15 protein-coding genes are annotated in these 24,071 nt (G+C 65.1%); 4 read left to right on the top strand and 11 right to left on the bottom strand.

The window, feature by feature from the left end; genetic code table 11:
• Position 1: 1 nt before the first annotated feature.
• The 3 genes from glgB to CO675_RS29395 are packed head-to-tail and all read right to left on the bottom strand — an operon-like array spanning position 2 to position 7,411.
• Positions 2-2,149, bottom strand: coding sequence for a 1,4-alpha-glucan branching protein GlgB (glgB, locus tag CO675_RS29405; RefSeq protein WP_097675276.1), 2,148 nt, complete (start codon positions 2,147-2,149; stop codon positions 2-4).
• Positions 2,146-5,451: a maltose alpha-D-glucosyltransferase gene (treS, locus tag CO675_RS29400; protein WP_097675275.1), complete on the bottom strand. Its 3,306-nt coding sequence runs from the start codon at positions 5,449-5,451 to the stop codon at positions 2,146-2,148. Before treS ends, glgB begins: the two co-directional genes overlap by 4 nt.
• A gap of 10 nt (positions 5,452-5,461) precedes the next feature.
• Positions 5,462-7,411, bottom strand: coding sequence for an alpha-1,4-glucan--maltose-1-phosphate maltosyltransferase (locus CO675_RS29395; protein ID WP_097675274.1), 1,950 nt, complete (start codon positions 7,409-7,411; stop codon positions 5,462-5,464).
• Between the two features lie 203 nt (positions 7,412-7,614).
• Here CO675_RS29395 and malQ point away from each other — a divergent pair, with 203 nt between their 5' ends.
• Complete coding sequence (gene malQ, locus CO675_RS29390) at positions 7,615-9,573, top strand: 4-alpha-glucanotransferase (RefSeq protein WP_097675273.1); 1,959 nt, start codon at positions 7,615-7,617, stop codon at positions 9,571-9,573.
• A gap of 18 nt (positions 9,574-9,591) precedes the next feature.
• On the top strand, positions 9,592-11,400 hold the full coding sequence (locus CO675_RS29385) for a glycoside hydrolase family 15 protein (protein ID WP_097675272.1): 1,809 nt from the start codon (positions 9,592-9,594) through the stop codon (positions 11,398-11,400).
• Positions 11,401-11,407: 7 nt separating this feature from the next.
• Here the strand turns inward: CO675_RS29385 and CO675_RS29380 are convergent, their stop codons facing one another.
• The 8 genes from CO675_RS29380 to CO675_RS29345 all read right to left on the bottom strand — a co-directional run bounded on the left by CO675_RS29380 (position 11,408) and on the right by CO675_RS29345 (position 20,246).
• On the bottom strand, positions 11,408-12,214 hold the full coding sequence (locus CO675_RS29380) for an HAD family hydrolase (RefSeq protein WP_097675271.1): 807 nt from the start codon (positions 12,212-12,214) through the stop codon (positions 11,408-11,410).
• Positions 12,211-12,699 carry a gluconokinase gene (locus tag CO675_RS29375; protein ID WP_097675270.1) on the bottom strand — a complete coding sequence of 163 codons (489 nt, stop codon included), beginning with the start codon at positions 12,697-12,699 and terminating at the stop codon, positions 12,211-12,213. Before CO675_RS29375 ends, CO675_RS29380 begins: the two co-directional genes overlap by 4 nt.
• Positions 12,700-12,753: 54 nt before the next feature.
• The gene (gene pgl, locus CO675_RS29370) at positions 12,754-13,506 is read right to left on the bottom strand and encodes a 6-phosphogluconolactonase (protein ID WP_097675269.1); all 753 of its coding nucleotides are present in this window, start codon (positions 13,504-13,506) and stop codon (positions 12,754-12,756) included.
• Positions 13,507-13,508: 2 nt separating this feature from the next.
• Positions 13,509-15,002, bottom strand: a complete 1,494-nt coding sequence (gene zwf / locus CO675_RS29365) for a glucose-6-phosphate dehydrogenase (protein ID WP_198964786.1) — start codon at positions 15,000-15,002, stop codon at positions 13,509-13,511.
• 77 nt (positions 15,003-15,079) lie between these two features.
• On the bottom strand, positions 15,080-16,063 hold the full coding sequence (gnd, locus tag CO675_RS29360) for a phosphogluconate dehydrogenase (NAD(+)-dependent, decarboxylating) (RefSeq protein WP_097675267.1): 984 nt from the start codon (positions 16,061-16,063) through the stop codon (positions 15,080-15,082).
• A gap of 12 nt (positions 16,064-16,075) precedes the next feature.
• Positions 16,076-18,922, bottom strand: coding sequence for a bifunctional transaldolase/phosoglucose isomerase (locus CO675_RS29355; RefSeq protein WP_097675266.1), 2,847 nt, complete (start codon positions 18,920-18,922; stop codon positions 16,076-16,078).
• Between the two features lie 219 nt (positions 18,923-19,141).
• A complete protein-coding gene (locus CO675_RS29350; RefSeq protein WP_097675265.1) occupies positions 19,142-19,588 on the bottom strand; it encodes a DsrE family protein in 447 nt (148 codons plus the stop codon).
• 40 nt (positions 19,589-19,628) lie between these two features.
• Positions 19,629-20,246, bottom strand: coding sequence for a hypothetical protein (locus CO675_RS29345; RefSeq protein WP_198964785.1), 618 nt, complete (start codon positions 20,244-20,246; stop codon positions 19,629-19,631).
• A 499-nt stretch (positions 20,247-20,745) separates the two neighbouring features.
• Here CO675_RS29345 and CO675_RS29340 point away from each other — a divergent pair, with 499 nt between their 5' ends.
• Entirely contained in the window at positions 20,746-22,689 is a 1,944-nt protein-coding gene (locus tag CO675_RS29340) for a PrkA family serine protein kinase (protein WP_092116153.1), read from the top strand.
• A gap of 111 nt (positions 22,690-22,800) precedes the next feature.
• Positions 22,801-24,069: a YeaH/YhbH family protein gene (locus CO675_RS29335; protein ID WP_198964790.1), complete on the top strand. Its 1,269-nt coding sequence runs from the start codon at positions 22,801-22,803 to the stop codon at positions 24,067-24,069.
• Positions 24,070-24,071 lie beyond the last annotated feature (2 nt).

Here is a 24,071-nt window from a genome sequence, read left to right as displayed (position 1 = left end):
ATCAGCTTTCCGGTACGAGGAAGATCGCGGCCAGCGGCGGAATGGTCAGGCTCAGCTCGGGCGTGGCGCCCTCCGAGGCGCGGACCTCCCCGATATTGCCGACATTGGTGCCGCCGTAATGGGAGGAATCCGAGTTGAACACCTCGTGCCATTTGCCCGCGAACGGCACCCGGACGCGATAGTTGCGGTAGACGTTGGGCGAGAAGTTGAGGACCACAAGGCAGCGGGCGCGCGCATCGTTGCCCTTGCGGATCCAGCCGAACACATTGTTGCTGGCGTCGTCGGTGATGGCCCATTCGAAGCCGGCCTGGTCGCAGTCGAGCTCGTGCAGCGCCGGCAGCGCGCGATAGAGCCGGTTGAGGTCGCGGACCAGGTTCTGGATGCCGCTGTGCCTCGGCTGTTGCAGCAGATGCCAATCGATCGAGTGGTCGTGATTCCACTCCCGCTCCTGGCCGAACTCGCAGCCCATGAACATCAGCTTCTTGCCGGGATGCCCGAACATGAAGCTGTAATAGGCGCGCAGATTGGCGAAGCGCTGCCAGTCGTCGCCGGGCATCCGGCCGAGGATCGAGCGCTTGCCGTGCACGACCTCGTCGTGGGACAGCGGCAGGATGAAGTTCTCCGAGAAGGCGTAGTGCAGGCCGAACAGGATATCGCCGTGATGGAATCTGCGGTGGATGGGATCCTTGCCGATATATTTCAGCGTGTCGTGCATCCAGCCCATGTTCCACTTGTAGCCGAAGCCGAGCCCGCCATATTCGACCGGGCGCGACACCTGCGGCCACGCCGTGGACTCTTCTGCCGCCGTGGTCGCCTGCGGGAAATGTGCGAACAGTTCGGTATTGAAACGGCGCAGGAAGTCGATCGCCTCGATGTTCTCCCGGCCGCCATATTTGTTCGGGATCCAGCCGCCGGCGGGGCGGCTGTAGTCGAGATAGAGCATGGAGGCGACGGCATCGACGCGCAGCCCGTCGATGCCGTAGCGGTCGAGCCAGAACAGCGCGTTCGACACCAGGAAGTTGGTGACCTCGGTGCGCCCGTAATTGTAGATCAGCGTGCCCCAGTCGAGGTGGCGGCCCTGCAACGGGTTTGCGTGCTCGTAGAGCGCGGTGCCGTCGAAATTGCCGAGACCGTGCGGATCGTCGGGGAAATGCCCGGGGACCCAATCGAGCAGCACGGCAAGGCCTGCGCCGTGGCAGGCGTCGATCAGCGCCGCGAAATCATCGGGCGAGCCGAAACGGCTGGTCGGGGCGAACATGCCGGTCGGCTGATAACCCCACGAGCCGTCGAACGGGTGCTCGGTGATGGGCAGAAATTCGATATGCGTAAAGCCCATGTCGCTGGCATACGCGGGAAGCTGCTCCGCCATCTCGCGATAGGTCAGCCACTCGTTGCGGCCCTTGCGGCGCCACGAGCCGAGATGGACCTCGTAGATCGACATCGGCGAGCTCAGCGCGTTGATGCGATCGGGCGCCGGGCGCGGGTGCGGGATCTTGCGTTCGTCGATCACGATCGAGGCGGTCTTCGGGCGCACCTCGGCGGCGAACGCCAGCGGATCGGACTTCAGCGGCAGATGCTGGCCGTTTCGCCCGATGATCTCGAACTTGTAGTGGTCGCCGACGCGCGCGCGCGGGATGAACAGCTCCCAATAGCCCGGGCCGCGCACCCGCATCGGATGTCGCCTGCCGTCCCAGAAATTGAAGTCGCCGACCACGCTGACCCGCCGCGCATTCGGCGCCAGCACCACGAAGCCGATGCCGTCGACGCCGTCGAGCGTCAGCGGATGGGCGCCGAGCGTGTCGTACACCCGCAGATGCGTGCCTTCGCCGAGCAGATAGAGATCGAAATCGCTCAGGATCGGCGGAAAGCGGTAGGCATCTTCCAGTTCGACGACATTGTCGCCGAAGCGGGCGCGGAGCTGGTAGCGCGTCGAACCGTTCGGCAAGGGGCCTGCGAACAGGCCGGCGTCATGGATCTTGGCCAGCGGCGCCGTCTCGCCATGCTCGCCGATCGCCTCGACATTGCTGGCGTCAGGCAGGAAGGCGCGCACGACGTTGCGACCCCCCTCGGCGTGGAGGCCGAGATAGTGGAACGGATCGGAATGGCGGCCCTCGATGATGGCGTAGGCCTCGGCGGGCAGTTTGGTCATACAACCTCGTGCGGCTGTTGGGCCAGGAGTCTCAACAGGCCAGTCAGTGGGACGCGGAGCCAATCCGGCCGGTTGGCCAGCTCATACTCGATCTCGTAGAAGGCTTTCTCAAGCAGGAAAAAGTTGAGCAGGCGGTCGGCCGCCCTGGCCTCAGTGGGCCACAGCCGCTGGCCGGCCACGGTCTCGCGATAGGCCGCCAGCAGGGTATCAGCGGCCTGGTCGCGCCATTCCGCCAAAGCGAGGCTCAGCCTGCCGCTCTCGTCGGGGGCGACCTTGAGCGCCCGTTCCAATGCGGCAGTCGCGGCATAGTCGATCGAGCGGATCAGGCCGGCGACGTCGCGGGCCGCCGGCGCCTTGCGCCGTCGCTCGGCGATGGTGCGGCCGGGCCCGCCGTCGAAATCGATGATGAAGACATCGTCCTTGACCACCAGCAACTGGCCGAGATGCAAGTCGCCGTGATGGCGGATGCTGAGCCCGTCGGTCTCGCGCGGCAGCAGCGCCTTGAGCCGCTCCGGCAGCAGGTCGTGCTGAGCCTGCAACTGATCGGCCAGCAGCCGGTCGGCCTCTTTCAGGGAGCCGCGCCGCTGCCTCAGCGTATCGAACACGCGTTCGGCGCGCGCCATGATCTCGTCGCTCCAGCGCTGCAGGTCCTCGGGCCTGGTCGGTTCCGGTGCGAAGTCCGGCAGGTCCCGGTTGCTGGCGAGCGCGATGTGCAGCTCGGCGAGACGCTTTCCGCTGTGCGACAGGTGGCGCAGATAGGTGGCGTGATCGCCGTTCTCCTCCGGGTGTTCGCTCGCCGCCAGCAGGCGCTGCCGCTCGACGAGGCGGTCGAGGTGCGAGGCGCCGACATTCCAGAGGTCGCCCTGGTTGACCACCATGGCGTGCAGCACTGCGATCGCGCTGCGATTGTCGCCCTCCACCAGTTCCGATGTGCCGAGCAATGCCGGTGTGTTGGCGAAATTGACCACTTCGGTGAGGAAGCGGCCCATCTCGATCTCCGGATTGATGCCGACCTCCAGCTTCCGGTAGATCTTGGTGACATACTCGTTGTCGACCAGCGCGGTCGAATGCGGCTGATCGTTCTCGAAGACACGGATCCGCTCCGGCTGCCGCACCGGGCGGTCGGAGAAGCGGCTGGTCGGCCGGAATTCGAGCTTCAGGCCCTGCTCGCCCTCGTCGACGGTGAGGTTCTCCCGCAAGTTTCGCAGGAACAGGCCGGTGAAGATCTGGTCGGTGGAGACATCGAGCAGCGTGCCCTCGCGCGCGCCCTGGCGGACCGCGGCAAAGGCGCGCGGGTTGTAACGCTCGCGATCGAAGCGCACCCATTCGATCTGCATCGGCAGCACGTAGCGGCTGGTGTTGCCGCGCTCCGTGGTTTCGAAGAAGATCAACCACGGTCGGTTGTCGCCGATGTCGCAGAACGGGATCGCGGACACCAGCGTCGGCTGGATCGCCTTCGCGGAATGCTCCGGGTACCAGCGCGTGCGGGCGAGATGGCCGGGCAGCACGTCGTGCTCGAACACGCCGCGCTCCCGCGCCAGCGACGTCCAGGTCGAACCGAGCGGCACCACCAGCGTCTCGAACTCCGGCACCGCCCGCGGCTTCACCGGCTCGGACTTGTCGCGCTCCTGCAGCTGGAACCAGTAGAAGCCGTAAGGCGCCAGCGTGATCATGTAGGGCAGCTCGCCGATCGCCGGGAAGCGCGTGCGTCCGAGCATCTCGAGCGGAATGCGGTCCTTGAAGGCGGAGAGGTCGAGCTCGGTTGCCTGCGCCGAGCGCGACAGATTGGCGACGCACAGGATCGCCTCGCCCTGGTACTGCCTGACATAGGCGAGCACCGAGCGGTTCTCCGGGCGGATGAAGGTCATGGTGCCGCGCCCGAAGGCAAGCGTCGACTTGCGCACCGCGATCAGCCGCTTGGTCGCCGACAGCAGCGACGACAGGCTGCGCGACTGCGCCTCGACATTGACGGATTCGTAGCCGTAGACCGGATCCATGATCATCGGCGCGTAGAGCCGTGCGGGGTCGGCGCGCGAGAAGCCGCCGTTGCGGTCCGGCGACCACTGCATCGGCGTCCGCACGCCGTTGCGGTCGCCGAGATAGATGTTGTCGCCCATGCCGATCTCGTCGCCGTAATAGATGATCGGCGTACCGGGGAACGACAGCAACAGCGAATTCATCAGCTCGATCTTGCGCCGATCATTGTCCATCAGCGGCGCAAGGCGGCGGCGGATGCCGACATTGATGCGGGCGCGCGGGTCGTTGGCGTAGGTCGACCACAGATAGTCGCGCTCGACGTCGGTGACCATCTCAAGCGTCAGCTCGTCGTGGTTGCGCAGGAACAGCGCCCACTGGGCGGCTGCCGGAATGTCGGGCGTCTGCCTGAGGATGTCAGTGATCGGAAAGCGGTCTTCCTGCGCGATCGCCATGTAGATGCGCGGCATCAGCGGGAAGTGATAGGCCATGTGACATTCGTCGCCATGGCCGAAATATGCCTGCACGTCCTCCGGCCATTGATTGGCCTCGGCCAGCAGGATCTTGCCCTTGGCATAGGCGTCGAGCTCCTGGCGCAGCCGCTTGATGATGGCATGCGTCTCCGGCAGGTTCTCGTTGTTGGTGCCGTCGCGCTCGCACAGATAGGGAATGGCGTCGAGCCGGAAGCCGTCGACGCCGGTGTCGAGCCAGCGCTTCATCACCTGCACGATGGCGCGCACCACGCGCGGATTGTCGAAATTCAGGTCCGGCTGGTGCGAGAAGAAGCGGTGCCAGTAGAACTGGCCGGCTTCCGGATCCCAGGTCCAGTTCGACTTTTCCGTATCGGTGAAGATGATGCGGGTATCGAGGTATTTCTGGTCGGTGTCGCTCCAGACATACCAGCTGCGCGCGCTCGAATTCGGCGGGCTGCGGCGCGCGCGCTTGAACCAGGCATGCTGGTCCGAGGTGTGGTTGACGACGAGCTCGGTGATAACGCGCAGGCCGCGCCGCTTGGCCTCCTGGATGAAGCGCTTGAAGTCCTTCATCGTCCCGAAATCGGGATTGATGTCGCCATAATCGCCGATGTCGTAGCCGTCGTCGCGGCCCGGCGAGGGATAGAACGGCAGCAGCCATAGCGCGGTGACGCCGAGCTCCTGCAGATAGCCCAGCTTCTCCGTCAGGCCTGTGAAGTCGCCGATGCCGTCATTGTTGCTGTCGGCGAACGCCTTGACGTGCAGCTGGTAGATGATCGCGTCCTTGTACCACAGCTGGTCCGCGGTCTCGGTCGCGACCTTCTCCTGGGTACTGACGGAGGAGAATACGTTCATAGCGGCTCCTTCAGGCGACACAGCGCAACAGCAACGCGGGATCGCGCGCAGGATCCAGACGCAGGCGGATGCCGCCCCATTCGAGCGCATGACGCGCGCCGGTGACAAGGTCTTCCACGGCCGTGACGGGGCGGCGGGCATCGCCGCGGCCGACCACGACGTCGCCGAGCGGAAGCCAGACGTCGCGCGGCTCGGCCGACAGCGCAACCGCGGCCGCGATCACATTGCCCTGATCGGCCGCCTCCTTGACGAAGCCGATCACGCCGCCGTCATCGATATTGATAAAGCGCAGATCGGCGAATTGTTGCAGGGCCGGATTGCCGCGCCTGATCTGGTTGAGGACCGCGACATAGGGCTTGATGTTCCCGGCCTGATCCCAGTCGCGAACCCTGATCTCGTATTTCTCGGCGTTGAGATATTCCTCGCGGCCGGGCACCGGCATGTGCTCGAGCAGTTCGAATCCGCTATAGATGCCGTAGCTGCTTGAAAGCGTCGCGGCCAGCGCGAGACGCGACTTGAACATCCAGGATTCGCCGCTTTGCAGGTGGAAGGGCAGGATGTCAGGTGTGTTGACGAAGAAATTCGGCCGAAAGAAGTCGCGATCGGGATAGGATATCAACTCGCCGAGATACGCTTCGAGCTCGGAGCGCTGCGTGCGCCAGGTGAAGTAGGTATAGGACTGCGTGAAGCCGAGCTTGGCGAGGCCCTTCATCAGCTTCGGCCGCGCGAAGGCTTCCGAGAGGAACAGCACGTCCGGATCGCGGTCCTGCACCTCGCGGATCAGCCATTCCCAGAATGCCAGCGGTTTGGTGTGCGGATTGTCGACCCGGAAGATCTTGACGCCCTGTTCGACCCAGAACAGCACGACGTTGCGCAGCGCGCGCCACAGCGCGGCGGCGTCCTCCGATCCGAAATCCGGATTGACCACATCGTCCCAGCGCTGTGGCGGATGTTCGGCCGCGTGCATCGATCCGTCCGGGCGTCGCTTGAACCACTCCGGATGCTCGGTCAGCCACGGATGATCGGGCGAGCATTGCACGGCGAAATCGAGCGCGACCTCGAGGCCTTGGGCCTGGCATGCTGCCACGAGCGCGCGGAAGTCGTCGAGCGTGCCGAGCTCCGGATGCACGGCGTCGTGACCGCCCTCGGCCGCGCCGATCGCATAGGGGCTGCCGGGATCGCCTGGCTGCGCGATGGCGGCATTGTTGCGGCCCTTGCGGTGGGTCCGCCCGATCGGATGGATCGGCGCCAGCAGCACGACGTCGAAGCCCATCGCCGCGATATCGGGCAGCCTCGCGATGCAGTCGTCGAAGGTCGCGTGCACGCCCGGCGTCTTGCCCTGGCTGCGCGGAAACAACTGATACCAGGCGCCGCTGCGCGCCAGCGGTCGGTCCGCGGTGAGCGGATAGAGCTGCGATCGCACCAGGTCGCGGCGAAACTGGCTGCCGGCCATTGCCTCACGCAATTCGGGTGCGAGCAGCGCGCCCGGCTCGCCGGTCTGCAGAAAGATCTCGCACTGCCTGATGATAATCGCGGCTGCGGCAGGTCCCCCGGCTTGCGCCCGGGTCAGCATGCCCGCGCCTTCGACGGCATCGAGCGTGTGGTCGCCGCCGTCGCGCTGCTTCTGCTCGAAGCGATGCCGCCAGCTGGCGAACTCGTCGGTCCAGGCCTCGATCGCGAAGCTGTAGCGGCCGGGCCGGTCAGGCACGAAGGTGCCGCCCCAGCGGTCGTCGCTGTGCAGCGTCATCGGCGCGTGCTGCCATTCGCCGTCGCCCTCATGCCGCCACACCAATGCCGCTGCGATCACATCATGTCCGTCACGGTAGATATCGGCCCATACCTCGACAGGTTCGCCTGCGATGCGCTTGACCGCAAAGCGGCCGCCATCAACCGACGGATAGACATCGGTAATATGAAAAGTGCCGTTGGCACTCTCGACAGGTCGGGCGGTTTTGTTCACGGTGATGCCGCCATTGAATAGGCAAATGAAGTCCCGGCGCCGGGAAGGAGGCACGCCAGACCCATATAGAAAGCCGCTCGCCGGGCAATGGTTCCCGGTGGGAACGCCGGATAGGGTAGAGCGTTGAACATCAACTATCCCTTTCCCGTATCTGTACAATTTAGCAACGATCCCAATACCGTTGCGAGCAGGCAGCGTGCCGAATGGACCTTTACGCCAAAGCCCAGACCCTGGGAATCCAGACCGAGTATATCGATGGGAGCGGTCACCGCCGTGTGACAACCCCGGAGGCGCTGACGGCGATCCTCGCGGCGCTGCCACCCCAGACGCCGCGGCGGATCGTCGCCGATCCCGTGGTCGTCAGAGGCGGCCAGGGCGCGCGAGGTGGCGGCCAGACGCAGCTCGCCGAGGCGGCCCAGCTTCCGGTGCAGTGGAAGCTCACCAGCGGCACCATGGTGCTCGCGCAGGGCGAGGCGCATGAGCGGAGTATAACGTGGCCGTCCGGCCTGCCCGAGGGCGTGCACCGGTTGCAGCTCAAGGACGCATCGGGCAGCGAGGAGCTGCCGTTTCTGGTGGCGCCGGACGGTGCATTCGGCGGCGCGTTCGAGCGCTGCTGGGTGATCGCGGTCCAGCTCTATGGCGTGCGGTCCGCGCGCAACTGGGGCATCGGCGACTTCACCGATCTGCAGGGCCTGCTCGAATTCGCCCACCGGCTCGGCGCCGACGGCATCGGGCTCAATCCGCTGCACGCGCTGTTCGACGATCGGCCCGGCGATTGCAGTCCATACTCGCCGAACAGCCGGCTGTTCCTCAATGCGCTCTATATCGACGTCGCGAAGATTCCCGAATTCCACGTCGATGCCGAGACGCAGGCCGCGCTGGCGCAGCTGCGCAGCCGCGACATGGTCGACTATGTCGGTGCCGCGGCGCTGAAATGGCCGGCGCTGCGTGCCGCCTTCGCGGCCTTCAAGGCCAATCCCGGCCTCGGCCGCTGGCAGGAATTCGAAGCCTATCGCAAGGAGCAGGGCGTGCTGCTGTCGCGCTTCGCCTGCTTCGAGGTGATGCGGCACAAACTCAACACGCCGTGGTGGGAATGGCCGGACGAGTGGCGGCAGCCCAATGATGCGGCGTGCACGAAATTGCGCCGGGCGCGCGACACGGCCGCCGAGGTCGAGTTCGTCGAATTCGTGCAATGGACCGCGGACCGGCAGCTCGGCGCCTGCCAGGCGCTCGCGCACAAGCTTGGCATGCGGGTCGGGCTTTATCTCGACGTTGCCGTCGGCGTGCAATCGGATGGCTTCGACGCCTGGAATGAGCAGACCGCGATCTCGCGTCACCTCGGCGTCGGTGCGCCGCCGGACCCGCTCAACACCGCGGGTCAGGACTGGGGGCTCGCCGGCTTCAACGCCGCGGGCCTCGAGCAGCGTTCGTTCGAGCCGTTCCGGCAGATGCTGCGCGCCTCGATGCATCATGCCGGCGCGATCAGGCTCGATCACGCCTTCGGGCTGAAGCGGCTCTATCTGGTGCCGCGCGGCTTCGGCCCGGCCAACGGGGCCTACGTGCTGATGCCGTTCGAGGCATTGCTGGCGGCGACCGCGCAGGAGAGCACAGCGAACCGTTGCGTCGTGATCGGCGAGGATCTCGGCACCGTGCCTCCGGGATTCCGCGAGCAGATGAACGGCTGGGGCATCTGGTCGTATCTGGTGATGATGTTCGAGACCGATGATCAGGGCGTGTTCCGCAACGCCGACTACTATCTGCCGGACGCGCTGGTGACGTTCAACACCCACGACCTGTCGACCTATGCCGGCTGGCGTTCGTTCAGCGACCTCAAGACCAAGCGCGCGCTCGGGATCGATCCCGGCGAGACCGACCAGGGGCGCTGGGATGCGCTCGGCCATCTCGACGACGTGCTGCGCCGTCACGACATCCACCACAATGATTTCTATTCGGTGGTGAGCTTCATGGCACGGACGCGGTCGCGGATGATGGCGGTCTCGATGGAGGATTTGCTCGGTATTGTCGAGCAGCCGAACATCCCCGGCACCGTCTACGAGCATCCGAACTGGAAACGGCGGCTGCCGGTCTCGATCGAGCATCTCGCATCGGCGATCGACATCGACGCGCTCAAGCGTGCAACCCGCGAGCGGTCGCCCGCCTGACAACGCGGAGCATGGCGCGTGGCCTCTCGCATCGAAGACTATGGACTGATCGGGGACTGCGAGACCGCAGCATTGGTCGGCCGCGACGGCTCGATCGACTGGCTGTGCTGGCCGGCGTTCGATTCCGACGCCTGCTTCGCGGCGCTGCTCGGCACGTCGCAGAATGGCCGCTGGCTGCTGGCGCCCATCGGTGAGATCAGGCAGACCTCCCGCCGCTACTGGGACGACACGCTGATCCTGGAGACGCGGTTCGAGGCCGAAGGCGGCGTGGTCGCGTTGATCGACTTCATGCCGCCGCGCGGCAACGCCTCCGACGTGGTCCGCCTGGTTCGCGGCATCAGCGGCCGCGTCAAGATGCACATGGAGCTGGTGATCCGCTTCGGCTTCGGGGCCGATGTCCCCTGGGTGAAGAAGAACCCGGACGGCGAGGGGCTGCTGGCGATCTGCGGCCAGGACATGACCGTGCTGCGCACGCCGGTCAAGACATCGGGCAAGGACCTGACCACGATCGCCGATTTCGAGATCGGCGAGGGCGACACCGTGCCGTTCGTCCTGACCTACGGTGCGTCGTATCAGCCGGTGCCGCAGCCGATCGATCCCGAGACCGCGCTGAAGGATACCGAGCAATACTGGAAAGAGTGGTGCAGCCGTTCGACCTATGACGGCAGCTATCAGCGTGGCCTCGTGATGCGCTCGCTGATCACGCTGAAGGCGCTGACCTTCAGGCCGACCGGCGGCATCGTCGCGGCACCGACCACGTCATTGCCGGAAAAGCTCGGCGGCGCGCGCAACTGGGACTACCGGTTCTGCTGGCTGCGCGACGCCGCCTTCACGCTGCTGGCGCTGATGAATTCGGGCTATACCGAGGAGGCGGCCGCCTGGCACAACTGGCTGCTGCGGGCCGCGGCCGGCGCGCCGGCGAACATGCAGATCATGTACGGCATCCTGGGGCAGCGGCGCCTGTTGGAATGGGAGGCCGGCTGGCTGTCCGGCTATGAAGGGGCGCAGCCGGTTCGTCTCGGCAATGCCGCGCATGCGCAGCTGCAGCTCGACGTCTATGGCGAGCTGATCGACGCCTTCCACCAGTCCCGCATGGCCAGGCTGAAACTCGATGACGAGAGCTGGTCGCTCGAATGCACCGTCGTCAGTCATCTCGCCGATGTCTGGGACCAGCCCGATCACGGCATCTGGGAGCGCCGCGGCACGCCCAGACACTACGTGTTCTCCAAGGTGATGTGCTGGGTCGCCTTCGACCGGGCCATCAAGAGCGCAGAGCGGTTTGGCTTCAAGGGGCCGCTGGTCAAATGGCGGGTGCTGCGCGAGGCGATCCATCGCGACGTCTGCCGGCAGGGCTTCGATCCTGGTCTCAACAGCTTCGTCGAGAGCTACGGGTCAAAGCTGCTCGACGCCAGCCTGCTGCTATTGCCGTCGGTCGGCTTCCTGCCGCCGTCCGATCCGCGCATCCGCGGCACGATCGCGGCGGTCGAGCGGCACATGATGCGCGACGGATTCGTGCTGCGGCACGATCCGCGCGAGGTGTCCGACGAAATCCAGCCGATCGAGGGCGCGTTTTTGGCCTGCAGCCTGTGGCTCGCCGACGCGCATGTGCTGGCAGGAGATCTCGACAAGGCGCAAACCATGTTCGACCGCGTCGTCGCGGTCGCCAACGATCTCGGGCTGCTGGCGGAGGAGTTCGATTCCGGTGCCGGCCGGCAGACCGGCAACTTTCCGCAGGCGCTGACCCACATCGCGCTGATCAACACCGCGCACAATCTCAGCGCCGCCAGGGCCGACGCCGAGAAGCCGGCGGTGCAGCGGTCGACCTGACCGCGGCCTAGCGGCCCATCGTCAGCACGACATCCATCGCGCGCGCGAAACCGTCGTGTTCGTTGGTTTCGGTGACATGCGTGGCGCGCGCCTTCACATCATCGCTGGCATTGCCCATCGCGAACGAGACGCCGCTTCGGGCGAACATCGGCAGATCGTTCTGCATGTCGCCGATCGTGGCGACATTCTCGAGCGGCACGCCGAGGCGCTTTGCGATGCCGTCGACGAAGGTGCCCTTGTCGTGGCCGGGCGGCGTGACGTCGAGATAGTAGGTCTGCGAGCGCACCGCGGTCGCGTCATGACCGACCATCTGCTGCATCTCCGCCTCGCAGCGCTGCAGCAGGGGCGCATCCGAGCTCGCACCGACGATCTTGCAGGCCTGGTCGAGATAGGGCGTGAAATCGTCGACGATGGTCGGGTCATGCTTGATCGCGCGCTTTTCATGCGCGTTGTACTCGCCGTCGGGATTGCGGGTCAGCCAGCGGTCGTTGGTGAACAGCCAGATATCGATGCTGCGCTCGCGGAGCAGGTCGATGCAGCGCTTGGCCACAGCCGAGGGGATCAAATGCTGCTCGAGCGGCGTCAATTGCGGATCGACGATCGAAGAGCCGTTGAAGGCGCCGATCGGCAGCGTGATCTCGAGCGGCGCGACCAGGAAGCCCATTCCGATGGTCGGCCGGCTGGAGACGATGGTGAAGCCGATGCCGGCCTCGTGCAGCCTGCGCACCGCCGTCAGGGCGCCGTCGGTCAAGGTCTTGTCCTTGGTGAGCAGCGTGCCGTCGACATCGGATATGACAAGGGCGATGCGGGTCATGGGTGGTCCAGCTTCAGTTGATTGACGATGTCTTCGACGATGGTGTCGATCGAACGGTCGATCGCAACCGTGATCGGGCGTTCGTCGGGCGTCGGCGGCTCCAGCGTCCTGAACTGGCTGGCGAGCAGCCCCGGCGGCATGAAATGATCCTTGCGTGCGGCCAGCCGCATCGCGATCAACTCCTGCGTGCCGTCGAGGAAGACGATGCGGATGTCGTCGCGGCCGTGCACCAGGATGTCGCGATAGGCGCGCTTCAGCGCGGAGCAGGCGATGACGGCGCGTTGGCGAACGCCGCAGGTGCGGTCGATCTCATTAGCGATCGCGCGCAGCCAGGGCCAGCGATCCTCGTCGGTGAGCGGCTGGCCGGAATGCATCTTCGCGACATTGCTCGGCGGGTGAAAACTGTCGCCGTCCTCGAAGCGCCAGCCGATCCTGATCGCGAGGCGGTCGGCGATGGTGCTCTTGCCAGAGCCGGAGACGCCCATCACGACCAGTGCGCAGGGGTTTTGCCCGTCACCCAAGAAAGTCACCCAAAAAGATCATCCAGGAAAGTCCTCCGGCAAAGCAGCCTGATCGATCAGCCAGACGGTTTCGCCTAGCGATCGCGCGCGGTTTGCCGGCAGGTTCTCGCCTGCGAACAGGCGCGTCAAGATCGCGCGCTTGCTTTCGCCCGCGACCTCGAACAGCATCTCGTGGCAGGAGGCGAGGGCTGGCAGGGTCAGGGAGACTCGCGGCACGAACGGCTCGACATTCGCCTTGGGCACCCCGACCACCCAGCGCCGGGTTTCTTCGACCGCGGGATAGCCCGGAAACAGCGAGGCGGTGTGGCCATCGGGCCCGATGCCCATCAGCACGAGGTCGAACAGCGGCCGCTTCGGATCGAGCTGTTCGGCGCCGTAGAAGGCCATCAGCTCGTTCTCGTACAGCGCCGCGCTGACGTCGGGATCCCTGAGATCGGCGGTGTCGGTTGCGATCGGGTGGACATTCGCAGCCGGGGCGCAGCGGTCGAGGAAGGCCTGGCGCGCCATGCTCATATTGTGCAGCTTGTCCTTGCGCGGTACCAGGCGCTCGTCGCCGATGAACCAGTCGATGCGGTCCCACGGAATTCTTCGGCGATAGTCCGGCGTCGCCAGCAGCTGGTAGAGCGCCTTGGGGCTGGAGCCCCCGGTGAGGCAGACCGCGATCCGGCCGCTGTTCTGGTCGAACCTTGCGATCACCCGCTCGGCAGCCGTCTGCGCCAGTGCCACCGGATCGGCAACGGTGATGATCTTGCGCGCGCCGCTCGCGGTCATGGTCAGCCCAGCTTCCGCCAGCTGCGGCCATCGCGCGTCAGCAGCGCATTGGCAGCCTCCGGGCCTTCGCTGCCGGCCTTGTAGGGTTGCAGGCCGCGCCCGCCGGCAGTCTTCCAGGCGTCGAGGAAGGGCTGCACCGCCTGCCATCCGGCCTCGACGCTGTCGGCGCGCTGGAACAGCAGATTGTCGCCGATCATGCAGTCATAGATCAGCGTCTCGTAGCCGGTCGACGGCTCGGCCTTGAAGTAGTCCTTGTAGCGGAACTTCATCTCGACGCCGTCGATGTTGATGGCCGGGCCAGGCACCTTGGTGTTGAATTGCAGCTCGATGCCTTCGGTCGGCTCGGTGGAGATGACCAGGTAGTTCTGCGACAGGCGGTCGACCGCGGTATCGCGGAACATCGCGAACGGCGCCTGCTTGAACTTGATCGCGATCTCGGTACGTTTGCTGGTCAGCGCCTTGCCGGTGCGCAGGTAGAACGGCACGCCGGCCCAGCGCCAATTGTCGATGGTCAGCTTCAGCGCAGCATAGGTCTCGGTCGAGCTGTCGGGCCTGACATCGGGCGTCTTCAGATAGTCCTCGACCGCGGTGTCGCCGATCCGGCCGCCGCGATACTGGCCGCGCACCGAGTTGGACAGCGCCTCCTGCTCGCTCTGGATCTGGATCGCACTCAGCACCTCGGCCTTCTCCGAGCGCACCGCATGGGCGTCGAACCGCGCCGGCGGCTCCATCGTCACCAGCGACAGCAGCTGGAACAGATGGTTCGGCACCATGTCGCGCAGCGCGCCGGTGGCATCGTAGAAGCTGCCGCGATGGCCGACGCCGAGCTTCTCGTCGACGGTGATCTGGATGTGGTCGATGTGATTGCGATTCCAGATCGGTTCGAACATGCCGTTGGCAAAGCGCAGCACCAGGATGTTCTGGACCGTTTCCTTGCCGAGATAATGATCGATCCGGTAGATCTGGTGCTCATCCATCAGCTTCAGCAGCGCGGCATTCAGCGCCCTGGCCGACGCCAGATCGGTGCCGAACGGCTTTTCGATGATCAGCCGCCGCCAGGCGCCGTTCTCCTCCAGCATGCCGGTGCGACCGAGCTGCTCGCTGATCGGCAGGAAGGCGCTCGGCGGGGTCGCCAGATAGAACAGCCGGTTGCCGCCGGTGCCGCGCGCCGTCTCGAGCTTGTCGAGCCGTTCGTTCATGGCATCGAACGAAGCGGGATCGCGCGGATCGGCCTCGATCGCGGTGACGCATTCGAACAGCCGCTTCGCGATCGCCTCGTCGACGGGGCGGGTGGCGTACTTGCGCAGCCCCTGCAACAGGCTGTCGGTCAGCTGCTCGCTCGACATGCCCTTGCGGACGATGCCGACGACGCAGAATTTCTCCGGCAGCAGGTTGCCGGCAGCGAGATTGTAGAGCGCCGGGACCACCAGGCGGTGCGTCAGATCACCGGTGGCGCCGAAGATTATGAAGGAGCAAGGATCGGGTTTCTTCTGCACGTGACCTTCCGCGGTTATCTTCTGGACGCGTTTTCTTCACGCGAACCGGTGCCCACTTCGCTCGAAAACGCTTTGAGTCAAGCCTTCTTCGGCGGCTCCTTGTGGCCGCCGAAGCCTGCGCGCATCGCCGACAGGATCTTCTCGGCGAAGGTGTGATCCTTGCGCGAGCGGAAGCGGGTGTAGAGGGCGGCGGTCAGCACCTCGGCCGGCACCGCCTCGTCGACCGCGGCATTGACGGTCCAGCGGCCTTCGCCGGAATCCTCGACAAAGCCGGAGTAGTTGTCGAGCGTATGGTTCTGCGCCAGCGCCGAGGCGGTGAGGTCGAGCAGCCAGGACGGGATCACGCTGCCGCGCCGCCAGACTTCCGCGATGTCGGCGATGTCGAGATCGAAGCGATGCTCCGCCGGGAGCGCCTCGATATTGGCGTTCTTCAGGATGTCGAAGCCTTCGGCATAGGCCTGCATCAGGCCGTATTCGATGCCGTTGTGGATCATCTTAACGAAATGCCCGGCGCCAACAGGACCGGCATGGATGTAGCCCTGCTCGATGCGGGGATCTCGGCCGTCGCGGCCGGAGGTGCGCGGGATGTCGCCGATGCCGGGCGCCAGCGTCTTGAAGATCGGATCGAGCCGGTCGACGACGGGCTTGTCGCCGCCGATCATCATGCAGTAGCCGCGCTCGATGCCCCAGATGCCGCCGCTGGTGCCGACATCGACATAATGCAGCCCGCGCTCCCGGAGCGCCTTGCCGCGGCGGACGTCGTCCTGCCAGAAGGTGTTGCCGCCGTCGATGATGACGTCGCCGGGCTGCATCAGCTTCGACAGCGCCTCGATGGTGGCTTCGGTGATTTTGCCGGCCGGCAGCATCACCCAGGCGGTGCGCGGCGCCTCCAGCTTGAGGACGAAATCCTCCAGCGACGAGGAGCCGGTGGCGTTGTCGGCGACGAGTGCCGCGACAGCCTTCGGATCCTTGTCATAGACCACGGTGGTGTGGCCGTTGCTCATCAGGCGGCGGACGATGTTGCCGCCCATCCGCCCGAGGCCGATCATGCCGAGTTGCATCCCTCGCCTCCGTCAGTTCAGTGCAGCCGAGATCGCCGCATCGAGTGCCGCAAGCCCGGAGGTGAGATCGCCCTTGAGATGCACGCGCAGCGCCCGTCGGCCGCGCTCGGTGAGCACGTCGAAATCGCCGCGCGCCTGCGCCGCCTTGATCACCCCGAAGCTCGCCTTCTGGCCGGGCACCGCCAGGTCCTTGCTGTCGTCGGTCGTGACTTGCAGGAACACGCCGCTGTCGGGCCCGCCCTTGTAGGCCTGTCCGGTCGAATGCAGGAAGCGCGGGCCGAATTCGGCACAGGTCGCAAGGTGTTTCGCGTCCCGCACCTTCAGCCGCATCGCCTGCATGGCGTCGATGGTGTCGCCGTCGCGCTCGATATAGGCGAGCAGGGCGACATAGTCGCCGCGGCCGGAGCGCGAGAGATGCGCCTTGATCCAGGAATTAAGATCGCCATTGGCGCCGGCCTTGTGCAGCTCCTCGGCGTTCTGCGCGTCGGTGTAGAGCTCGACTCCATCCGCCGACACCACCGGCTGCTCGGCCGGCAGCGATCCGGTCTTCTCGAACGCCGCCGTCAGCTCGCGCGTCTTGATCTTGGCGGCCTCGACGTCGGGCTGGTTGAACGGGTTGATGCCGAGGATCGAGCCTGCCACCGCGGTCGCAATCTCGAAGCGGAAGAACTCCTGGCCGATATGGTCGATCGATTTCATCACGATCCGAACCACGGGATGGCCGGCGGCCTCGAGCGCGGCGAGCTTGGCCTCATGCGCGGCGTCGTGCTCACCCTCGGTGCGCAGGTCGATGAAGAAGCGGTCGCTGCCGTAGACCGCGGCGTCGCCGATCGTCTCGCCCTCGATCGGGATCAGGCCCTTGCCGTCCTTGCCGGTCGATTCCGCGATCAGCTGCTCGGCCCAGGCGCCGAAATCGGCGATCTCGGGCGAGGCGAAGATCGTCACCTTGTCGCGGCCTTCGAGCCCGGCGATGCCCATCGCCAGCCCGAGTCGGACGCCCGGGTTTTCTTGCGGCGGCACGTCGGCGCCGCAGGAGCGCACCATGGCGAGCGTATGGCCGAGCAGGCTGCGGATGTCGATGCCCGCGGCCGCGGCCGGAACCAGGCCGAACGGCGACAGCACGGAATAGCGGCCGCCGATCGCGGGGTCGCCGTAGAAGATGCGGGCAAAGCCCTGCTTGATCGCGACCTTCTGCAGCGACGAGCCGGGATCGGTCACCGCGATGAAGCGGTGGCCGGCCTTGTCCTTGCCGATCGCCTTGGCGACCCGGTCGAAGAAATAGTCCTTCATCACGTTCGGCTCGGTGGTGCCGCCGGATTTGGAGGAGACGATGAACAGCGTCCTGGCGATGTCGACATACTCCTCCATCGCGCGCACCTGCGCCGGATCGGTGGAATCGAGCACGTGCAGCCGCGGGAAGCCGGACTTGTGCGGGAAGGTCTGCGCCAGCACCTCTGGCCCGAGGCTCGAGCCGCCCATGCCGAGCACGACGGCGTCGGTGAAGTTCTGGTCCTTTACGCGCGCTGCGAAGTCCTCGTAGTCGCCGACGTCGGTGGAGGCGGCGCTGGTCAGCCAGCCCAGCCATTTGTCCTCGTCGTCGCCGGTCCAGACCGACTTGTCCTTGTGCCAGAGCCTGCGGATCCTGGCCGAGGCGCGCCAGTCCTCGGTGCTCTTCTCGACTGCCTTCTCGATGCCGGCGCCGAGTGCCAGCTCCTGATGGTCGATGCCGCCGCCGAGCGAAGTCGCACGCTTGTGGGCGACCGCGCCGTACAGCTTGTCGGCCGCGTCGGCGAACAGCTTGACGCCGTCCTTGACCAGCTCCTCGGTGATCGCATCGAGCGAGATGCCGGACTTCTCCAGCTCCTCCAGCACGTGGCGGGCGTCCTCGACATTCTCCTCGAGGCTGTCGCGGACCTTGCCGTGGTCGCGGAAGGCGTCGAGCGTCGCCGGCGGCACGGTGTTGACGGTGTCGGGGCCGATCAGCTCCTCGACATAGAGCACGTCGCTGTAGTCCTTGTTCTTGGTGCCGGTCGAGGCCCACAGCAGCCGCTGCGGCTTTGCGCCCTTGGCCGTGAGCTTGTCCCAGCGCGGACCGGAGAACAGCCGCTTGTAGTCCTGGTAGGCGAGCTTTGCATTGGCGATCGCGACCTTGCCCTTCAGGGCGGCGAGCCGCTCCTTCTCGGACGGGTCGTTGGCGCGCGCGATCTTCTCGTCGAGCTGCTTATCGACGGCCGAGTCGATACGGCTGACGAAGAAGCTGGCGACGCTTGCGACGTGGGAGGGATCGCCGCCCTTGGCGACGTATTTCTCGAGGCCCTTGAGATAGGCTTCGGCGACCTGGCGATAGACCTTCTGCGAGAACAGCAGCGTGATGTTGATGCTGATGCCTTCGCCGATCAGGTACTCGATCGCCGGCAGGCCCTCCGGCGTCGCCGGCACCTTGACCATCAGGTTCTTGCGATGGACGTCCTTCCAGAGCCGCTCGGCCTCCACGATCGTGCCCTTGGTGTCCATCGCCAGATAGGGCGACACTTCGAGGCTCACGAAGCCGTCGCCGCCATGGCTCTGGTCGTAGACCGGGCGCAGCACGTCGGCGGCATGTTGGATATCCACGACGGCAAGATGTTCGAACAGGTCGGCGACCGAGCGGTCGCCCTTCTTGAGGGCCTGGCCGATCGCCCCGTCATACTCGTCCGAGCTCCCGATCGCCTTCTCGAAGATCGAGGGGTTGGACGTCACGCCTTTGACGCCGTCGGTCTCGATCAGCCGCTGCAGGTCGCCTTTGGCGACGAAGCCGCGGGCAAGGAAGTCCAGCCAGACGGCCTGGCGGTGATTTTCGAGTGCTTTGACGGGGTTCATGGGTGCCTGTTCTCGTTCGATCGAGGGTCGATTTTTGGGTTCCCGGGCAGCTTTCGGGGGTGGAGGGGGATTGTCAACATGGCTGGGGGCCCGGGGCGGACTATCAGCATTCCAAAGGGATAACGCCATTCACAACAGTTCGATCCCCTCGGACGCGGGTACGAGCAGACCCCGATCTCGGCACATTTTTATGACGCGTTGCGGAGCGCGGCCGCGCGGTCAGGGCCGCAGGTAGAGGTAGCCCTGGGATTGCAACTCGGCGAGCCGGACCACGCCACCGCGCTCGGCGGCGACGAAGCCGGGGAGCAGGTCGGCGAGGGTGATGTTCTGCGATTTCATGGTGTTGCCGCAGGCGGCGAGCTCGATGCCAGCCTTGCCGAACTGCCCGACATGCTTTGACAGGTCGGGATTGGCGGCCGCCGAATGAAACGCCTTCAGCGCCTGGCCGTGCACCACGAGCGCGATCGTCACGTTGCCGGGGCCGCCGACGCCGTCGAGATGGTTCTGGATGTTGCCGACTACGAAATTGACCTTGTCGAGATCGGTAAGGTGATAGGCCACCTTCAGCTTGCGAGGCGATGCCTCGGTGGCGGCGTTCGCCCGTGACGCTGTCAAGGCGGCGCCGATCGCCGAGAGCGTGCCCCACAGGATGCGGCGTCGGTGCATGGCGTCCCTCGCGTATTCGTTCTCGACCGGAGCGAGCCTATCACTTGTGGCGGAGCGCAGCGAGTTCCTTGCGGTCGGTCACGAGTTCGGCGCATTCGCTTGGCTCCGCCCGATCGACGCGGAAGATCTTGTCGTCGGCGCCGGCAAGCAGCTCTTCGCTCGCCTCAACGTCGGGCTTGTTGCGATTCCACATCCTGATGCTGGCGAGGCGTGCGATCGCGGACTTATCGTCCTTCGACAACGCCACGCTGATACCGCCGCCCTCGCAGTCTACGCCGCATTCGAAGCGGATTTCGTTCCCGGATTGGGTCGCGATCGCGTGGTTGCAGTAGCCGCTGGAGTCGAAATTGCCGGGGCGGTGGCGGTAGGTGACGCCGAGCCGGAACGAGTAGTTGGTGGTCTTGTCCTCCGGCGCATCCTCGGCGGCGACGAGCAGCTTCATCGCGCCGACCTTCTGCTTCGGATGCTGCGCCAGATGATTTGCATCGTATCGCCGCACGAAGCAGGCATAGGCCTTCGCGCCGGGCGGGCCCGCGAACATCCTGTTGTCGAAGGCGGCCGCCTTGGCCTTGTCGACGTCCTCCTGCGCCTGAACGGTTAACGACGCGTCGGCGCAGGCTGCGGCGGCGAGTGCGACAACGAGAAACGTCTGCTTCATGACCGCCTCGGGAATAGCCCGCGCCTTCAAGGTGTCATCTTTACAGCGCGGCAAATGGTGCCGCGTGGAACTGCGCGGGCTCGTTGCCTTAGTCGCGGCGACAAGGAGGCACGTTCAACCTCGTCTGACAGTTTGTTCATGCGAGTCTGTGACGTGCGCATCTTGACGCCAAGGCAGGACGGTCACACCTTTTCAGGGAGTCCAACGTTCATCGCCGGACGGGGAAGTTGCCCCGGTCGGATGTCCGCTTCGGAGGCCTGGGCCCCGGTAAACCACGGATGTGGCGAGGGGGTTACAGGCACCAAAAACAAGGGGATATTGATGAACCATTAAGCTTCCTGCCTGTTGATAAGGCAGAGGCTGCACGCGCCGTGCATTGCCGAAGTGAGTCGGTCGAGTGTCCAATGGACCCAGCGTGCCGACGCTGATTCGATCCTAGGACGCTCTGGTTACGACTCGTGTCAGTCGTGCGGCGATACATATCGTGGAGAGAGGGATCATGTACAACGATTCTTTGTTCAACGCCTTCGCAAGGTCGTTTGAAGCGCGAAGCCAGACCGACATGTCGATGGCCGAGTATTTGGAGTCGTGTCGAAGTGATCCGATGCGATACGCCAATGCGGCCGAGCGGTTATTAGCGGCAATCGGTGAGCCCCAGATGATCGACACGGCCAAGGACCCACGCCTTGGCCGTATCTTTTTGAACCGTACGATCAGGTCGTATCCGGCCTTCGCCGGCTTCTTCGGCATGGAGGACACGATCGAGCGCCTGGTCGGCTTCTTCCGCCACGCCGCGCAGGGCCTCGAGGAGCGCAAGCAGATCCTCTACCTGCTCGGACCGGTCGGCGGCGGCAAGTCGTCGCTCGCCGAGCGCATCAAGGCGCTGATGGAAATCCATCCGATCTACGTGCTGAAGGCAGGTGACGAGCTGTCGCCGGTGTTCGAGAGCCCGCTCGGGCTGTTCGACCCCGAGCAGCTCGGACCGATGATCGAGGAGAAGTACGGCATTCCGCGCCGCCGGCTGAGCGGGCTGATGTCGCCCTGGGCCTACAAGCGGCTCGAGGCCTTCGGCGGCGACATCTCGCAATTCCGCGTCGCGCGTATCCAGCCCTCCCGGCTGCGCCAGATCGCGGTCGCCAAGACCGAGCCCGGTGACGAGAACAACCAGGACATCTCCTCGCTGGTCGGCAAGGTCGACATCCGCAAACTCGAGACCTACGCCCAGAACGACCCCGACGCCTACAGCTATTCCGGCGGCCTCAACCGCGCCAACCAGGGCGTGCTCGAGTTCGTCGAAATGTTCAAGGCGCCGATCAAGATGCTGCACCCGCTGCTGACGGCGACGCAGGAGGGCAACTACATCGGCACCGAGAACATCGGTGCGATCCCGTTCACCGGCATCATCCTCGCGCACTCCAATGAGGCCGAGTGGCAGAGCTTCAAGACCAACAAGAACAACGAGGCCTTCATCGACCGCATCTGCGTCATCAAGGTGCCGTACTGCCTGCGGGTCACCGAGGAGCAGAAGATCTACGAGAAGCTGATCCAGACCTCCGAGCTTGCCGCCGCGCCGTGCGCGCCGGCTACGCTGGAAACTCTGGCCCGTTTCTCGGTGATGTCGCGGCTGCGCAAGCACGAGAACTCGACGCTGTTCGGCAAGATGCGGGTCTATGACGGCGAGAGCCTGAAGGAATCCGATCCCAAGGCGCGCAGCGTGCAGGAGTACAAGGACGCAGCCGGCGTCGACGAAGGCATGGACGGCGTCTCCACCCGCTTCGCCTTCAAGGTGCTGGCCTCGACCTTCAATCACGACACCACCGAGGTCGGTGCCGATGCGGTGCATCTGATGTATGTGCTGGAGATGGCGATCCGCCGCGAGCAGCTGCCTGACGAGACCGAGAAGCGCTATCTCGAATTCATCAAGGCCGACCTCGCGCCACGCTATGCCGAGTTCATCGGCAACGAGATCCAGAAGGCCTATCTGGAATCCTATTCCGACTACGGCCAGAACCTGTTCGACCGCTATGTCGACTATGCCGACGCCTGGATCGAAGATCAGGACTTCAAGGATCCCGACACCGGCCAGCTGATGAATCGTGAGCTGCTGAACCAGGAGCTCACAAAGATCGAGAAGCCGGCCGGCATTGCCAACCCGAAGGATTTCCGCAACGAGGTCGTCAAGTTCTCGTTGCGTTCGCGGGCGCACAATAACGGCAAGAACCCGAGCTGGACCTCATACGAAAAGGTTCGCGACGTGATCGAGAAGCGGATATTCTCGCAGGTCGAGGATCTGCTTCCGGTCATCTCGTTCGGCTCCAAGAAGGACGGCGAGACCGAGAAGAAGCACGGCGAGTTCGTCGAGCGGATGGTGGAGCGCGGTTACACCGAGCGCCAGGTCCGCCGGCTCGTCGAGTGGTACATGCGGGTGAAGCAGGCCGGCTAGTGCACGATCCGGAAAGCCGGCAGCGGCTTTCCGTCTCGTCTCGTTCCGTCCAATAAGAATGCGATGCGACTGTCATGATCGCATCCGGTGTGAGGCAGATGCAACGTGGTCATGCATATCGTCGATCGGCGGCTGAATCCAGGTAGCAAGAGCCTGGAGAACCGCCAGCGCTTCCTGCGGCGCGCCAAGGCGCTGGTGCAGGGGGCCGTCAAGAAGTCGTCACAGGACCGGGACATCAAGGATGTCCTGGAGGGCGGCGAGGTGACCATCCCGCTGGACGGCATGGATGAGCCGCGGTTCCGGCGCGAGGGCGGCACGCGTGACATGGTGCTGCCGGGCAACAAGAAATTCGTCGAAGGCGATTGGCTGCAGCGCCCGAACCAGAGCGGTGCCAAGGGCTCCGGCGCGGGCGAAGGCGACAGCGAGGATGCCTTCCGCTTCGTGCTGAGTCGCGAGGAGTTCGTCGACCTCTTCCTCGACGACCTCGAATTGCCTGATCTTGCCAAGCGCAAGCTCGCGGAAACCGAGAGCGAGGGCATCCGGCGCGCGGGGTATGCGACCTCCGGCTCGCCCGCCAATATCTCGGTCAGCCGCACGGTGAGCCGGGCGCTGGCGCGACGTGTGGCGCTGCGCCGGCCGCGCAAGGACGAAATCGAGGCGCTGGAAGCGGAGCTTGCAGAGTGTGATGACGAGACGCGCCGCCGCGAACTGCTCACGCTGCTCGAAGCGTTGAAGGCCAAGGTCAAGCGGATCCCGTTCATCGATCCGATCGACATCCGCTATCGCCGCTTTGAGACGGTGCCGAAGCCGGTGGCGCAGGCCGTGATGTTCTGCCTGATGGACGTCTCGGGCTCGATGTCCGAGCACATGAAGGATCTGGCGAAGCGGTTCTACATGCTGCTCTACGTCTTCCTGAAGCGGCGCTACAAGCATGTCGAGATCGTGTTCATCCGGCACACCGACCGCGCCGAGGAGGTGGACGAGGATACGTTCTTCCATGGGCCGGCGTCCGGCGGCACGCTGGTGTCGAGCGCGCTGGTTGCGATGCACGACATCGTTCGAACCCGCTTCCGTCCCGCCGACTGGAACATCTACGCCGCGCAGGCCTCGGACGGCGACAACATGACCTCCGACAGCGGGGTAACCGGGCATCTCCTGACCGACAAGATACTGCCGGTCTGCCAGTTCTTCGCTTATCTCGAGGTTGGCGAGGCCGCCAACTACACCTTCGACATGCCGGACTCCTCGCTCTGGACGCTCTATGAGCGGCTGCGCAACGAGGGCCAGCCGCTGTCGATGCGCAAGGTGAGCGAGCGCGGCGAGATCTTCCCGGTGTTCCAGGACCTGTTCAAGCGCCGCACCAGTCAGGAAAGGGTATAGTT

The organism is Bradyrhizobium sp. C9, assembly GCF_002532045.1.
GTDB lineage: Bacteria > Pseudomonadota > Alphaproteobacteria > Rhizobiales > Xanthobacteraceae > Bradyrhizobium.
The sequence above is the reverse complement of the archived record's forward strand: the minus strand, read 5'-3'. Positions and strand labels throughout refer to the sequence as shown.